Source organism: Desmonostoc muscorum LEGE 12446, from assembly GCF_015207005.2.
GTDB lineage: Bacteria > Cyanobacteriota > Cyanobacteriia > Cyanobacteriales > Nostocaceae > Nostoc > Nostoc muscorum.
Map to the genome: position 1 here is coordinate 8,040,405 of NZ_JADEXS020000001.1, position 14,422 is coordinate 8,054,826.

The window sequence follows — 14,422 nt, forward strand, 5'->3', positions numbered from 1 at the left end:
TTAGATCAGAACTTTCCAAGACGGATTGTCAAAGAGTTGTGAGATAAACTTTTTGGCTATAAATAAACTACGGTAAATCTATCGAATTAATGTATTTAGTTGTGATGTAAAGGAGACTCTCATAAAGTCCAGAAAAAAACAATGGGTAAATTTACGTAAAATATGCTAAATTTATGTAAAGTAATTTGACAAGCCCTGACGTTGTAAGGGCGCACAGCTGTGCGCCCCTACTGGGGATTGTGGTTCAAATAGATGAAAAACGCTGTAACACCAGGACAAGCCTGCGACCTTGATGGAGCCGCGCCTTAGGTACTGATTTTCAACTTCTCGCCTGACGAATTGGCAGCTCAACCACGAAGTCTGTGCCTTTGGCAGGTTCAGATTGGCAGTAAATCTTGCCCTTGTGTTTATCTGTGACAATCTGGTAGCTGATGGAAAGCCCTAGTCCTGTGCCTTTACCAACAACTTTGGTGGTAAAAAATGGATCGAACAAGCGAGAGAGTGTTTTTTGATCCATACCAAGTCCGTTATCGGCAATGCGAATGGCAATCCAGTCTTTATTGAGGAGGGAGGTAGAAATTCTGATTTGGCTGGGGTTTGCTGCGATCGCTTCGGGGGTAGCTTGGGCGTTTCGTTCTTCTAAGGCATCAATGGCGTTAGACAGTAAATTCATAAATACCTGATTTAACTGACCGGGATAGCACTCAACCATAGGTAAAGTCTCATAGTCTTTGCTCACATGAATGGTGGGGCTGTCAGTTGAGGACTTCAAGCGGTTTTGCAAAATCATCAAGGTGCTGTCGATACCTTCGTGAATATTTGCTGCTTTGAAGTCAGCTTCATCTAGGCGCGAGAAGTTCCGCAGGGAACTGACAATTTCACGAATGCGTTCAGTCCCGACTTTCATGGACTGGAATAATTTAGGTAAGTCGTCGAATAAAAAATCAATTTCGGCTTTCTTTAAAAACTCTTGGATCTCTGGTGCAGCAGTGGGATGATATTCTTGATAAAGCTCGACACAGCGCAGCAAATCTTGGGTATATTGGTGGGCGTGTTCTAAGTTACCGTGGATGAAATTAACTGGGTTATTAATTTCGTGGGCAACCCCCGCTACCAGTTGCCCTAAGCTGGCCATTTTTTCAGAGTGAATAATTTGCAGTTGGGCAGTGCGTAGCTCATTCAGTGTTTGGGCGAGTTGATTTGCTTCTTCACGGGTTTGACCAAGCAAACTCGATTGTTGGAACAGCTTGGCTTGACGTAGTGCTACACTCGCTTGAGCCGCGACTTGGGTGACAAATTCTAATTCAGCTTCTTCCCAATCACGTACATGGGTGCATTGGTGAATGCATAACAATCCCCAAAGTTCATCACCTTCCATCAGTGGGACAATAATCTGGGCTTTGACTTGGAATCGCTCAATGACATCAAGATGGGGCACTTTCGAGCCAACGCTGTTGACATCAGAAATTACTTGCACTTGTCCTTGACGATACTGCGGTGCGTACTGGTCGCCAAAGCAATAGTCTTGCACCTTCACGGCGAGGGCAGAATCAAACTTGGGTAGGACATCTTCAGCGATAAATTCACCACTGCAAAAACCCACATCAGAGTCAAAGCGAAAGATGCCGACTCGATCTGCTTTGAGCGATCGCCGCACTTCTTGTACTGTGGTCTTAAAGATCGTCTCCAAATCCAAGGATTCCCGAATTTTGACGACTAAATCGAATAATATCCGCCGCTGTTCAGCCGATTTGTGCAGTTCGTCAGCGCGAGTTTGAATTTGGGTCAGCATCTCGGAACTTTGCATTGCTACTCCGAGTTGGCTGGCAACTTGTCCTAAAAATTCTACCTCTACGCTACCCCACTGGCGCGGTGCAGAATGTTGATAGGCAGCCAGCAATCCCCACAGATTCCGTCCCACAAAAATTGGGGTCAAGGCATAGGCACGAATCTTGAACTGTTCCAAAATATCTAGGTGACAGCGCGAGTGTCCGGCTTGGTAGATGTCGTTCACAGCAAAACTTTCGTTGTTGCGGTAGCGTCCGCCTTTGGTTTCTTGCAGGTGGGTATCCTCCCAAACCAGATTTTTGCCGAATAAATTAATGCTGTCCCACTGTGCCTCTACCATGCCGAAATGACTGACAAATTCGCCACTCCAGTCTTCATTAAAGCGATAAACGCCGACTCGCTCGACTCGTAGCAGTTTACACACTTCCTGACAAGTCGTTTTCAGGATTAAATTAATATCTAAGGAGGAGCGAATTTTGCCGACGACTTCCGTAAGTGCGCGTTGGCGAGCGATCGCATTTTGTAACGCCGTCGCCTGTTGTTTCGACTGGGTTAAATTTTCGGCTTGCTGAATCGCCACCCCTAGCTGTGCCCCCACCTGTCCCAGGAACTCAACTTCATAATTTGCCCATTGACGCGCCCCTGAATGTTGATAAGCTGCTATCAATCCCCAGAGTTTTGGACCGATGAAGATGGGCGCTAAGGCATAAGCTCGAATTTTAAATTGCTCTAAAATATCGATGTGACACCGCGAGTGACCGACTTGATAAATGTCGTTCACAGCAAAAGTTTCGTTATTGCGATAGCGCCCGCCTTTGGTGTCTTGGAGGTGGGTATCTTGCCAAACAAGATTTTTGCCAAATGGGTGGATTCTATCCCACTGCGCCTCAACCATACCGAATTGGCTGACAAATTCACCGCTCCAGTCTTCATTAAACCGATAAACTGCTGCCCGTTCTAACTTCAGGAGTTTGCAGAGTTCCTGACAAGCGGTGTCGAGAATAATTTCGGTGTTCACGGACGAGCGAATATTTCCCACCACTTCCGTCAAAGCACGTTGCCGCGCAATTGCATCTTGCAATTCTGCTGTGCGTTGTTTGCTTTGTTCTAAAATTTCTGCCTGCTGCATTGCTACGCCGAGATGGCTGGCGGCTTGAGCTAAAAATTCCACTTCGTGAGGATGCCATTGTCGGGTTGTGGAGTGTTGATAGCCTGCCAGTAAACCCCAGAGTTTTGCACCAATGAAAATAGGCGCGATCGCATATGCGCGAATTTGAAACTGTTCTAATACTTCAACATGACAACGAGCGTGTCCAGCATCGTAAATGTCAGCCACAGCAAACGGCTCATTTTTGCGATATCGCCCTCCCTGAGTTTCTTGCAAATACGAATCTTCCCACACTAAGTCCTGTCCAAAAGTGTTGAGTGTATCCCAGCGTGGTTCGGCAAAGCCAAAACGATTGATAAAACTACCACTCCAATCAGAGTTGAAACGGTAGATTGCAACTCGCTCAATCTTTAATTGCCGGGAAATGTCTTGACAAGAAGTCGAACACAAAGCTTCTAGGTTTACAGATGCCCGAATTTTCGCCAGAATTCTCGCCAAAATTTTTTGGTACTGAACCGTTAGCTGTAGCTGTTTTTGACACTCTTCCACGTCTTGGAGATTTGACGCTTTGTAATCGTGTGTTGTCATAAAGTCTAGGGAATCGTGAAATACCTACTTTCAGTGTTCCCACTTTATTTTTGCGATCGCAGTTTGAAATAAAAACTGATAGAAGTTTGGATTTTAAATTTTGGATTTTAGATTGGGAATAGCCTTGGTGAATCCATCTCGCAATCATTTTTCAATTTGGAGTTGAATAGACAAAAACAGGGTAGCATGACTGTGCTACCCTGCAATGCAACGCCTAATTTTCAAGCATGTGTATTCTATTCAACTAAAAACCGCTGTCAGTTGAGAAATTAGGAACAATATTGAACTACTTTACCAATCACTTGCTTTAGTCTCATCCCAGACTTGTAATTCCAAATCGTGGAGATAAGCTAGTCCACTCTGAATTTGTGCCTCTGTTCCTTTAAGTTCCAGATCAAACCAACCATCACCGACAGCATTGGCTCCCAGAATTGCTGCTGTGATATTCACAGTCAGATTGTAGTCAGACACCAGGCGAGAAATCACAGGTTCCTGATGATAGTCCTTAGGAATTCTGAGTCGAATCCGTTTATTTGTAGGTGTGTCACTAGTCATAGAGGGGAGTGGGGAGTGGGGAGATGAGGAGATGGGGAGTATGGGAGGATAAGGGGGATGAGGGCGACAAGGTGACGCAAAGAAATGATCAAATACTATCTCCGTGTCTTCTTTCTCATGCCCAAACCTAACTATTCAACATCTTTAATGCGGGTTTTGCGTTCTAAAATCTCTTTTAGCACTAGGGTGACTACTGCTAGTAAGGCTAATAGTACAGCGGCAGAAAAGGCAGCTTCGGTTTCATACTGTTTGTAAGCGTCTTCCACAAATAGTGGTAAGCTCTGGGTTAAGTCAGCGATGTTGCCTGATACCACTGAAACTGCGCCGAATTCACCCATTGCTCTGGCGTTGGTCAAAATTAAACCGTAGAGTAAGCCCCAACGGATACTGGGTAAGGTGACGCGCCAAAATATTTGCCAATCTTTGGCACCTAATGTTCTAGCTGCTTCTTCTTGATCTTTGCCAAATTCTTCTAAAACAGGAATTACTTCCCGCGCTACGAAGGGCATACTGACGAAGGCTGTAGCCAACACCATACCTGGAAAGGCAAAGATAATTTTGATATCGTGTGCCTGGAGCCAAGGACCAAACCAGCCATTGCGTCCGTATAGTAGGACAATCATCAATCCTGCGACTACGGGGGAGATGGAAAAGGGCAGGTCAATAATGCTCAAAACTATGGCGCGTCCGGGAAATTTATGGCGAGCGATCGCCCAAGCTGCACACAAACCAAATACTGTATTTAATGGCAGAGCGATCGCAGCTAATAACAGTGTTAACCAAGCTGCATGGAGAAAGGCTGGTCGTGTCAGGTTAGATATAAACGGTCCGACTCCCTTGCTGAAGGCTTGGATAAAAACGTTAATTGCAGGGATATATTGAACTAGAGTTAAATAGGCGATCGCTATACCAATTAAAACTATTGGCACCCACTTTTTCTGCTCTTTCGGCTTGGTTGTATATGGAATATCATCAGATGCAGATGAGTGAAAACTTGGCTTATCTACTGTCATATCGCCTTGCCCATGCTTGTAAGAAATTAATAGCTAATAGCAACACTAAGGAAATTGATAGTAGAACTATGCCAATTACTGTTGCACCAGAATAGTCATACTGCTCTAACCGCTGGAAAATCAGCACAGGCGCGATTAAATCTTGGAATGGTGTATTGGAAGAAATAATCACTGTTGAACCATATTCCCCAACTGCACGGGAGAAACCCAAGGCAACACCAGTCAATATTGTCGGAAATAATGGCGGCAAAATCACTTTCCAGAATGTCTGCCATTGAGAAGCACCCAGACACCAAGCGGCTTCTTCAATTTCATGTTCCATTTCCTGAAGTACAGGTTGCACAGTTCTCACCACAAAAGGCAGTGAGATAAAGATCATTGCTACTGCTACTCCCGTCCGAGTGAAAGATACTTTAATTCCTAGAGGTGCTAGCAGGGAGCCTATCCAGCCATTATCGCTGTAGACTGTTGCCAGTGTTAAACCTGCTACTGATGTTGGCAACGCAAACGGTAAATCTACTGTGGCATCAATCAAGCGTTTCAAGGGAAAGTCGTAGCGGACTAGAACCCAAGCAATCAGAGTACCAAATACACCATTGAGCAGGGCTGCAAACAATGAAGTCACAAAAGTTACATTGTATGTTGCTAATGCAATATCACTAGTTGCGATCGCCCAAAACCTAGCTGGAGGTTCAGTACTCGCTTTGAGAAACATGGCGACTATGGGCATAAACAACATCACCGTCAGGTATGCAATGGTGATTCGCCAAGTCCACGGAACTCGCTGCAATTTTTTCCAAAACGATGTTTTACGTTGGACTTCCACAGAAGGAGATATAGTCGTCATAGTCAAAAATGCAAAAAAAGTTTTTTGGCAGTATTCGTAATTTGTAAGCTGAAAAGTATCTAAATTGCAGAATCGAATTAAATCAAAATCTTGTAGGGCAGGTCTCTTACCCGCCTGAATGACACAATTTAAATGCGATCTTTAAATTACAAATTACGAATTACGAATTACGAATTATTTAATTACCTTTTCTTTTGGGCTTGTATCTTATCAAACACACCCCCATCTGCGAAGAACTTTTTATCAATTTCTTCCCAACCACCAAAGTCCTGAACTGTACCTAAAGTTTTTACCTTAGGAAACTTATCTGTGACTTCTTTAGTTTGAGCTAAAGTCTCATCCACAGGTCTGAATCCTAATTTAACAAACTCTTGTTGTGCTTCTGGAGTATAGAGGTATTTCACAAAACCTTCAGCAACTTCCCGTGTACCATGCTTATCGACGTTTTTATCTACTACAGCGATGGGATTGTCGATGGATATATTTACTTCGGGAACCACATAATCAACTTTCTCACCTTTTTGTTTTGCCAGAATAACTTCGTTTTCGTAGTTAATCAAGGCATCTCCTTGACCCTGCTTGGCAAATGTGTCTGTAGCTTCCCGTGCATCTTTAGTCAGAATTGGCACGTTATTGTAAACTTTGGTGACAAATTCAGTTGCTTTAGCGTCATCTCCACCGGTTTTAATCACGGAGTTCCACAGTGCGAGGAAATTCCACTTAGCAATGCCTGAGGTTTTGGGATCAGCGGTAATCAGTTTTGTATCTGCTTTGGCCAAATCTTCCCAAGTTTTGATGCCTTTAGGGTTGCCAGGGCGAGTGATTAGCGCTGCCACAGATTTGGAGACAATTGCATTGTTGGGAACTTCTTTTTCCCATCCTGGCTGAATTAATCCAGCCTTCTCAATCTTTGTAGTGTCTCCTGCAAGTGCTAAGTGGACAACATCTGCTTCCAAACCATCAATGACGGCGCGAGTTTGAGAACCAGAACCGCCATAACTTTGCTTGAAGGTGACAGTTTGGTTATGATCTTTCTTCCACTGTTCTACAAATTTAGGAATGATGGCTTCGTGAGCGGCTTTGGTAACCGCAAAGGAAACGAGGGTTAATTCAACATTACCTTTACTTGCAGCCACAGGACTAGCACTAGGGTTTTCTGTGGAAGAATTGCTCCCATTCCCACCGGAGCAGGCGGCAAGCGCCACACTCATTAAAGCCCCTACCAAAAATAGCGATACAAAACCTTTGAGCGAATTCAGTCTGAACCGATTGATTCTATGTTCAGCGTAGGCGTAGCCTGCCGGAGCCATCGCTTGTAATATTTTCAGTGGGCGCTGCCACAAACTCATCCTAATTTCCTCCGCTAAATCTACAGTTACTAGATGGGAATACAGTCATATACTGTAGTATATTACTAGATTTTTGTGGCAATTTATTACAAATACACAAAAACCTCATATTCCCGATAGAAATTATGGTGATTCTATCAGTTCTATGAGCAATTACAAATACTTTGAGTTTCAAATATCAAATTGTCATTACAATCAGTTAGCAAGTATACCAAGCAACTTGCTAGCAAATAAATAAATTAATTTATTCTAAAGATTATAGTGAAATTACTGAAAATGGATAAAAAAGGAAATAATCAACATTATGTCACTTAGTCGTAGCGACCTCGAAGCCGGAAACGAACAGACAAGACTATTAGAACCATCACACTCTGGAATCAAGCTAACTACCCTGAGTGAAGATGAGTTACAGCGATCGCTTGATGAGATACTACAACAGCAACCACCAAATTCTGATATCTGGATATTTGCCTACGGTTCGCTGATTTGGAATCCTTTAATCACATACGTTGAGCGCCGTGCTGGGATCATTTATGGTTGGCATCGGCGCTTTTGTACATGGATGATTCTTGGCCAGGGGACTCCAGAGAATCCCGGATTACTCTTAGGACTCGATCGCGGTGGTAGTTGTCGTGGTGTTATTTATCGAATTGCTGCTGCCGATGTTCCAAAAGAATTACTGCTGATTTGGCGACGGGAGATGTTGGCTGGTGTTTACAATGCTCGTTGGGTAAGGGTTTTTGATGGTACACAGGAATTCAAAGCGATCGCCTTTGTTGCCAATCGTCAACATCCCAGGTACGCCGATCGCATACCATCAACAACTACTATTAATAGTATTGCCACCGCATCTGGAAAATTGGGTTCCTGCGCCGATTATCTGATGAGAACTGTCGATGGATTGACCGCAGAAGGGATTAAAGATAAAAAATTGTTCTTATTACACAAACAAGTGCTGGCAAAACAACAAGCGCTTTTAGCTAGTAGCGGCTCAACTCAAATTAAGACTTCAGAATGATTGGCGATCGCCTCGGCATTAATAGACATGGAAAAAATCCACTGCGGATAATCTATAATTTAGCGATATCTAGCGATCGCCTTTTGTTAACGTAGTGCAGAAAAATCAAGTAAGGTCTTGAGTCCAAGGGCAATTACTGTGGTGATAAATATACGTCGCAACCAGATGTTGTTGAGTTTAAGGGCAACCTGCGATCCAAATATTCCGCCAATAAACATAGTAATACTGAGAATAATACCAAGCTTGTAATCGACTATTCCCTGTGTTAAGAAAATAATGGTGGCAATCAGTGAAGAAAAAATGTTAATCAACTTTGTATTTGCTACCGCCTGAACAAATGTCATCCGAAATAAGCTGACATAAGCTGCTGTCAGCATTGTCACATAGCCACCACTAAAGAAACCACCATAAACACCAAGCACAAAGGTTGCCACATATCCACCAATTTCTACTATTGGTGATGGATTAGTTGTTGTTGGAATGATTCCAGCCTGACCATTGGCAATTGAAAATATAGCAACTACAATCATCAAAATCGAGATAATTGCAGGCATCGATTTTGCAGGTATAACTAAAACGAGTAACGCACCAATAATTGAACCTAAAATGGTTAGTAAAATGATTATTGGTAAGCGATTATAGTCAATTAATTTTTTACCAATAAAAGGCAATGTACCACCAACACTCATAAAGGTTAATGCCAGCATATTGGTAGCAAGAGCAGTACGCGGTTCAATACCAAATTGCAACATTACAGGGACGGTAATTAAAGAAGTACTTCCTGTAATGACGCTTATGACACTTGTTATAAAGAAAATTGCTATGAGCGATAGTAATTCAGTATCAGCCATAAAAATAATTTTTTTGTTAGAGGATGTTTTAAAAGTGGTTGGCTGTGATTTTAATAGAATGATTACCCCCCTTAATCCCCCCTTATAAAGGGGGGAGACCGGAAGTTAATCTAATCTAGTTCCCTCCCCTTTATAAGGGGAGGGTTAGGGTGGGGTAAAAAAGATTTGATACATCAATCATGACTTTTAAATTACCCTCTGAGCAATACATTTTTTAATAATGTTTATAATAGCCAATATATATTTGGAACTATTAGATTTATCACATTAATTTTTACTATATTAATACAGTTATAATTGGATGTAAATCTAATTTTTATACCAATTAAAATGGTATATTATTAAAAATAAATTGGTAACAACTAAGTTGGGTATATTAATTTTCAAAAGTTGGTAAATTCTAACGATTTTTCAGTAGATGAATTGCAGCAAAATACGATAGTGCGTAAAATTGTTGTTATGTAATTTTTAAATATTTCTGCAACGAATTGACTGTAGGGACGTACAGATGTACACCCCTAGCTATGTAGGTGCTATCTAGGAAATGTAGTAATTATAAATATTAGTAAATAATAAGATTCCCGACTTTTGAAATAAATCGGGAATCCTTAGGCTTGCGATTTGAACAAAATCAAATTGTGGTTGCTAGATCGGATATTTTCAAGAAAACTACCAAAGCATTTGTTGAGTAATATTATCAGTTTACCCAACCTACACCCACTGTTAACAGAGGGTATATTTCAGGGGTAACCCGTCCTGAAATACTAGCAATTCTCCGGGTTGGATTTGTGTCCAAACTTCGTTGTCAGTCAGGGGAGTGGTAGCGATGACAGCGACGCGATCGCGTTCGGTAGTCACTTCCCGAAAATCCACGGTCATATCTTGATCAATCAAATGGGCAGCAGCAAAGGGCGCTTGGCGTACAATATAGCTGAGTTTGGTTGAGCAATAAGCAAAAAAGTGTTCTCCATCTGATAGCAAGTAGTTAAATATACCTAGTTTGGCAATTACACTAGTAATTTCTTGCAGCACACAATAGAGTTCTTTAATGGAAGGCTCACCTTCAGGAAAGCGTTCTCGTAATGTTTCTAGCATCATGCAGAATGCTTTTTCGCTATCCGTATCACCTACAGCTTGATAAAAGCCCATATTTTCTGGATGAAAATCTGGTAAATTACCGTTGTGGGCAAATACCCAATACTTACCCCACAATTCCCTGCGGAAAGGATGGCAGTTGTGTAGAGCAACTTCACCCTGAGTGGCTTTGCGGATATGGGCTATGACATGGGTTGAGTGGATGGGATAACTCCGCACAAACTCCGCTACCGGAGAAGCGACAGAAGGTTGGTCATCTAAAAACATCCGACATCCCTTTCCTTCAAAGAAAGCAATGCCCCAACCATCGCTATGATGATCCGTTTTTCCTCCGCGTGCAGAAAAACCTTCAAAAGAAAAGCAAATATCCGTTGGGACATTGCAATTCATTCCAAGCAATTGGCACATAGATGTTGCAGCTTTCAATTTTCGACTCAGGCCTTGCTGTTCAAGATACTCCAGAATGTTGCCTTGATTCTGGAGCGATCGCTTCAATCTTGAAACTTAATATATCAATTTTAAATAAAATAGCCTCCCAAAATGAGAGGCTAGAGCAAAAATCAACAGATAGCTAGTCTAAGATTTCGTTGTAACTTGCTGACGTTTTCCTTTGCGGAGAGAGTTAGCACTAAAAGCAGCAAATGTCAATAATGTCCCTAACATAACGCTGGGTTCAGGAACAGATTTGGTAAATGTAAAATTATCAATAGTGTAAGTATTTCCACTATCCTCAAATGTGACATAGGAGATATCTGGATAAGTAATGCTGAGAAATATATTAGGTAATAATCCTGTACCAGCACCATCAAAGTTAGCTCCGCCCGTTGATGCTGTACCCAAAATAGAGTTACTAGCATTATAAGCAGTCAAAGTAACATTTGTATTTCCAGTCACAAAACCACCCACAGATGACCAAAAAGAATCGACAGCATCAATGCGGATTGTTCCACTACCCAAAGAAGGATTGTCATAAATTATATTATTACCAGATACAGGTGGAAAATCAGGATTTAAGGTTGATCCTAATTGGAGAATCGATGCTGTTCCATTGAAGTCTGCACCCAGGCTCAGGAATTGGTCATCAACAATTTCAAAATCGGACAAACTATCAAAGTCAATCACTGCCGCTAAGGCCGCAGGGGCGCTAGCTAAAGCTGTACCTATTGTCATCAATGATAATCCAGCAAGAGTTATTGAGAGGTTTTTTATGTTAACCATGAAGTTAATTCTCCAAAAAATAAGGCATTATTGATTAGCACACTATTTAAATAAGTATGCAAATCTGATTAGTATGTAACAAGCTAAAGCTGATGTACATTCTGTTAAAAACACACAATTATGCAACAGTTTCAGCTAACCGATTATGCTAGTCAAATGTGCAACAGCTTAGGGTAGGGCATCCCAATACAATATGTACTTACTCAGCCTTACATAGGGTTTGCATACTTGTGTGGTTTTTGAAATGACTAAAGCTTGGTTTTGCTTTTTTTCAAGCTTTGAGTAAGCAATTAACTGTATTTTTGCACTACATGTGGATGCTAATACCGAATCTATATTTTCTACCGAAGAATATTGTATTTTTACGTAAAAAATATATTTTAAACTTAACTAAAAATAGACTAAAAGCTAGGTAGGATAAAATTACAAGTGGAATTAACACTACAAGTAGTGTAAAATTTTTGTAAAGTTATACGTAAGTAAGGCTTGAACTCTACGGGAAAGATTGATCCCTACACCAGTAAAGTTTGTCTTATGCCAAAAGATGATAATGGCGGATATCTGGTGCAGCAGCCACCAAACCTTCCAATTTGGCTGCTGCCGCTTGGAAATGGGGTGAGTCCATATGAGTATTCAGGGCTTCATGAGAAGTCCACTCTTCCACAAAAGTAAAGTCTGTTGGGTCATACTGATTTTGCAAAAGTTCATACTTGATTGCATCTGGTTCCTGTCTGGTTGGTTCAATGAGTTCCAACAACACAGCTTTAAGTTCTTCTACTTTGTTAGGCAAAGCAATAACATGGGCAATAACGCGAATAGTTTGGTTAGTCATACAATTTTGGATTTTAGATTTTAGATTTTAGATTTACCCCATGCCTGAAGTCAGGGACTTGTAATTTAATTTACGATGTTTGGATTTTAGATTTATTCTCGCGTTTAAATTCGCTTGCTCTGAGACCTTTTTAAATTTTGAATTTTGAATCTTCAATTCCATTATCCAAACAAAATTTAAAATCTAAAATTCGGTCATTTGTCATTTGTCATTCCCCGCATCCCCGCGTCTCCCCAGTCCCCAGTCCCCAGTCCCCAACCAGCTACCATGTACCGAAAAATGTATTCTACCAACTCAATGTAATTACGGGCAGACTCAGGGGAAGGTGCCCAAACTGTAACACCGTGGTCACGGATGAGTAAGGCTGGTACTTGGGCTGGGGTAATTGCGAAGTGTTCTTTAATGTCAGCAGCAATTTGGGAAACTTGTAAATGGTTGGTGAAGATGGGAATCACACAATTGGGATTTTCTTGGTAAACTCCCAAACCTTTGAGCATTTCCAAAGGTGGTAAAGGTAAAGAGTTTCCTGTTACAAAGCGAGAAACCAAATTTGCCTCTACTGAGTGGACGTGGTAGCAAGCTTTTGCTTCGGGAAACAAGGTATAAAGTACCTGGTGAATGGCGGTTTCTGCGGAGGGTTTTAAATTATTTTTTAAATTATTTGGGCAATGTTCCTTACCATCTGGATAAATACGAACAAAATCACTCAGTAATAATTCTCCTTTAGACCGACCACTGGCTGTAATCCAGAAGCTACCATCGGGTAAAAGCACTGAGAGATTGCCGGCAGTTCCCACCATCCAACCTTGTTGATAAAAGTGACGAGCTGTAGCAATTAACTCAAGACGAGGGTCAAGATAATTCATAATTCATAATTCGTAATTCGTAATTACCCCACAAATAATGCTCGGCTAGGGTTTACTGTGGAATAAAATCAGACTGACCTCCATGATTTTGCTAAATAATCGCGGATATCGGAGAAATCATTCCAGGGAATATACGGCTTCTGGTATCTATTAAGATACTCTGCTAGGCGATCGCGAGCAAATACCACAGATGCCTCAAGCCCCATATTTAAGTCGGTAATGGAGTCACCAATGGCTATTTTCTCATCAGCGGGATACTCTGCCATTACCTGTACCTTCGCCACCAGTTCTGTTTCTCCCTCATAATCAGAGCGGACTTTTAACAGAGTATCACTGGTATCCACATCAACGGCGTGGATGGCATGAATTCGCTGTTGCGTCCCACCCAAAACAATTTCTACCATCCCTCGCAGTCCCCCGGAAACCACCACTAGGGGTACTCCCTGAAAGTCCAGAAAGTCCAACAGTTCTATAAATCCTGGGCGCGTCGCCTGGGTTCGAGTAAATTCTAAAATTTCGGCATAGCTGGAAGATGGGATTGATTGCAGAATTTCTCGGACACCTTCTCGGAGTGTTAACCGTTGTGCGTACATTTCTGGTAGCAATTTTGCCGAAAGTTCTGGCGCAAACTTTTTCAGAATTGCCACAAAGGTTTCCTCAACTGTGATGGTACCGTCAAAGTCGCAAAAAACAATCCGCTTCACTTTCTGTCCTGCCAGTTCTTCGTTTTTGGGCATTTCTCAAGCTACTGCCCGATGAACCCGAATTTCTTTATTTGTATACAGAGGAACCCAACCTTCAGCGCTGATGAAATAGCGCACTGCTTTAATTCGCCGTGCTGGGGTGAGATGAAACCAGTGTTCGGTTCCGGCTGGTACGTTGATATACTCTTCTTTTTGGACTGTCAACTCTACCTGGCTACCATCGGGACGCACAAAGCCAAAAATGGCTTCTCCATCAATGACGTAGCGTACCTCATCATCGGCGTGGGTGTGGATTTGGTCAAACTTTACCATCAGTTCATCGAGGTTGGGAACTCCTGGATGGAGAACAATGAGATCCCGTGACTGATAGCCTGCTGTTTGTTGCAGTTTGTTAAAATAAACATCCAGTGCTTTTAGTACTTGTTCTTTTTCATCGTCGTTGAGGCTATCTTCTGCCAGCAAACGATGTAACTCTGGATTATCTCCTAGAGTCCAACGGTTGAGTTGGATGTTTAAGGCTGTGAGTTCTTGAGCAATATGATTTATATCCGTGAGGATTGTATCATCTTCTAATTTGAGAATCGCCATAG

General features: G+C 41.9%; 13 protein-coding genes. 1 reads left to right on the forward strand and 12 read right to left on the reverse strand.

Annotated elements, in window-relative coordinates:
- Nucleotides 1–319: 319 nt before the first annotated feature.
- The 5 genes from IQ276_RS33145 to IQ276_RS33165 all read right to left on the reverse strand — a co-directional run bounded on the left by IQ276_RS33145 (nt 320) and on the right by IQ276_RS33165 (nt 7,248).
- A complete protein-coding gene (locus IQ276_RS33145) occupies nt 320–3,484 on the reverse strand; it encodes a GAF domain-containing sensor histidine kinase (RefSeq protein ID WP_193922074.1) in 3,165 nt (1,054 codons plus the stop codon).
- A 291-nt stretch (nt 3,485–3,775) separates the two neighbouring features.
- Nucleotides 3,776–4,039, reverse strand: coding sequence for an NIL domain-containing protein (locus tag IQ276_RS33150; RefSeq protein WP_190878249.1), 264 nt, complete (start codon nt 4,037–4,039; stop codon nt 3,776–3,778).
- Nucleotides 4,040–4,170: 131 nt separating this feature from the next.
- On the reverse strand, nt 4,171–5,052 hold the full coding sequence (gene cysW, locus IQ276_RS33155) for a sulfate ABC transporter permease subunit CysW (protein WP_193924491.1): 882 nt from the start codon (nt 5,050–5,052) through the stop codon (nt 4,171–4,173).
- Nucleotides 5,039–5,899 (reverse strand): sulfate ABC transporter permease subunit CysT, encoded by an 861-nt coding sequence (gene cysT, locus IQ276_RS33160; RefSeq protein ID WP_193924489.1) that lies wholly within the window; start codon nt 5,897–5,899, stop codon nt 5,039–5,041. The genes cysW and cysT overlap by 14 nt, the downstream gene beginning before the upstream one ends.
- A 182-nt stretch (nt 5,900–6,081) precedes the next feature.
- Nucleotides 6,082–7,248 carry a sulfate ABC transporter substrate-binding protein gene (locus tag IQ276_RS33165; protein WP_235116176.1) on the reverse strand — a complete coding sequence of 389 codons (1,167 nt, stop codon included), beginning with the start codon at nt 7,246–7,248 and terminating at the stop codon, nt 6,082–6,084.
- Between the two features lie 304 nt (nt 7,249–7,552).
- Between IQ276_RS33165 and IQ276_RS33170 the strand changes: the two genes are divergently transcribed.
- On the forward strand, nt 7,553–8,266 hold the full coding sequence (locus IQ276_RS33170) for a gamma-glutamylcyclotransferase (protein WP_193925542.1): 714 nt from the start codon (nt 7,553–7,555) through the stop codon (nt 8,264–8,266).
- A gap of 86 nt (nt 8,267–8,352) precedes the next feature.
- On the opposite strand, the gene IQ276_RS33175 is transcribed toward IQ276_RS33170, so the two are convergent.
- The 7 genes from IQ276_RS33175 to IQ276_RS33205 all read right to left on the reverse strand — a co-directional run bounded on the left by IQ276_RS33175 (nt 8,353) and on the right by IQ276_RS33205 (nt 14,420).
- The gene (locus tag IQ276_RS33175) at nt 8,353–9,117 is read right to left on the reverse strand and encodes a sulfite exporter TauE/SafE family protein (protein WP_193925544.1); all 765 of its coding nucleotides are present in this window, start codon (nt 9,115–9,117) and stop codon (nt 8,353–8,355) included.
- Between the two features lie 723 nt (nt 9,118–9,840).
- Nucleotides 9,841–10,620: a class II glutamine amidotransferase gene (locus tag IQ276_RS33180; RefSeq protein ID WP_193924673.1), complete on the reverse strand. Its 780-nt coding sequence runs from the start codon at nt 10,618–10,620 to the stop codon at nt 9,841–9,843.
- A gap of 168 nt (nt 10,621–10,788) precedes the next feature.
- Entirely contained in the window at nt 10,789–11,430 is a 642-nt protein-coding gene (locus IQ276_RS33185; RefSeq protein WP_193924672.1) for a hypothetical protein, read from the reverse strand.
- Nucleotides 11,431–11,962: 532 nt separating this feature from the next.
- Complete coding sequence (locus IQ276_RS33190) at nt 11,963–12,262, reverse strand: putative quinol monooxygenase (protein ID WP_193924671.1); 300 nt, start codon at nt 12,260–12,262, stop codon at nt 11,963–11,965.
- Nucleotides 12,263–12,456: 194 nt separating this feature from the next.
- On the reverse strand, nt 12,457–13,128 hold the full coding sequence (gene mtnB, locus IQ276_RS33195; RefSeq protein ID WP_235116177.1) for a methylthioribulose 1-phosphate dehydratase: 672 nt from the start codon (nt 13,126–13,128) through the stop codon (nt 12,457–12,459).
- 68 nt (nt 13,129–13,196) lie between these two features.
- Nucleotides 13,197–13,832 (reverse strand): HAD-IB family phosphatase, encoded by a 636-nt coding sequence (locus IQ276_RS33200; protein ID WP_193925470.1) that lies wholly within the window; start codon nt 13,830–13,832, stop codon nt 13,197–13,199.
- A 36-nt stretch (nt 13,833–13,868) separates the two neighbouring features.
- Nucleotides 13,869–14,420: a 1,2-dihydroxy-3-keto-5-methylthiopentene dioxygenase gene (locus IQ276_RS33205; RefSeq protein ID WP_190881334.1), complete on the reverse strand. Its 552-nt coding sequence runs from the start codon at nt 14,418–14,420 to the stop codon at nt 13,869–13,871.
- Nucleotides 14,421–14,422: the final 2 nt, after the last annotated feature.

Coding starts and splice junctions, on each gene's coding strand:
- mtnB (WP_235116177.1), bottom strand. CDS start 13,128: ATGAATTATCTTGACCCTCGTCTTGAGTTAATTGCTACAGCTCGTCAC.
- IQ276_RS33185 (WP_193924672.1), bottom strand. CDS start 11,430: ATGGTTAACATAAAAAACCTCTCAATAACTCTTGCTGGATTATCATTG.
- IQ276_RS33165 (WP_235116176.1), bottom strand. CDS start 7,248: ATGAGTTTGTGGCAGCGCCCACTGAAAATATTACAAGCGATGGCTCCG.
- IQ276_RS33170 (WP_193925542.1), top strand. CDS start 7,553: ATGTCACTTAGTCGTAGCGACCTCGAAGCCGGAAACGAACAGACAAGA.
- IQ276_RS33190 (WP_193924671.1), bottom strand. CDS start 12,262: ATGACTAACCAAACTATTCGCGTTATTGCCCATGTTATTGCTTTGCCT.
- IQ276_RS33205 (WP_190881334.1), bottom strand. CDS start 14,420: ATGGCGATTCTCAAATTAGAAGATGATACAATCCTCACGGATATAAAT.
- cysW (WP_193924491.1), bottom strand. CDS start 5,052: ATGACAGTAGATAAGCCAAGTTTTCACTCATCTGCATCTGATGATATT.
- IQ276_RS33145 (WP_193922074.1), bottom strand. CDS start 3,484: ATGACAACACACGATTACAAAGCGTCAAATCTCCAAGACGTGGAAGAG.
- cysT (WP_193924489.1), bottom strand. CDS start 5,899: ATGACGACTATATCTCCTTCTGTGGAAGTCCAACGTAAAACATCGTTT.
- IQ276_RS33175 (WP_193925544.1), bottom strand. CDS start 9,117: ATGGCTGATACTGAATTACTATCGCTCATAGCAATTTTCTTTATAACA.
- IQ276_RS33150 (WP_190878249.1), bottom strand. CDS start 4,039: ATGACTAGTGACACACCTACAAATAAACGGATTCGACTCAGAATTCCT.
- IQ276_RS33180 (WP_193924673.1), bottom strand. CDS start 10,620: ATGTGCCAATTGCTTGGAATGAATTGCAATGTCCCAACGGATATTTGC.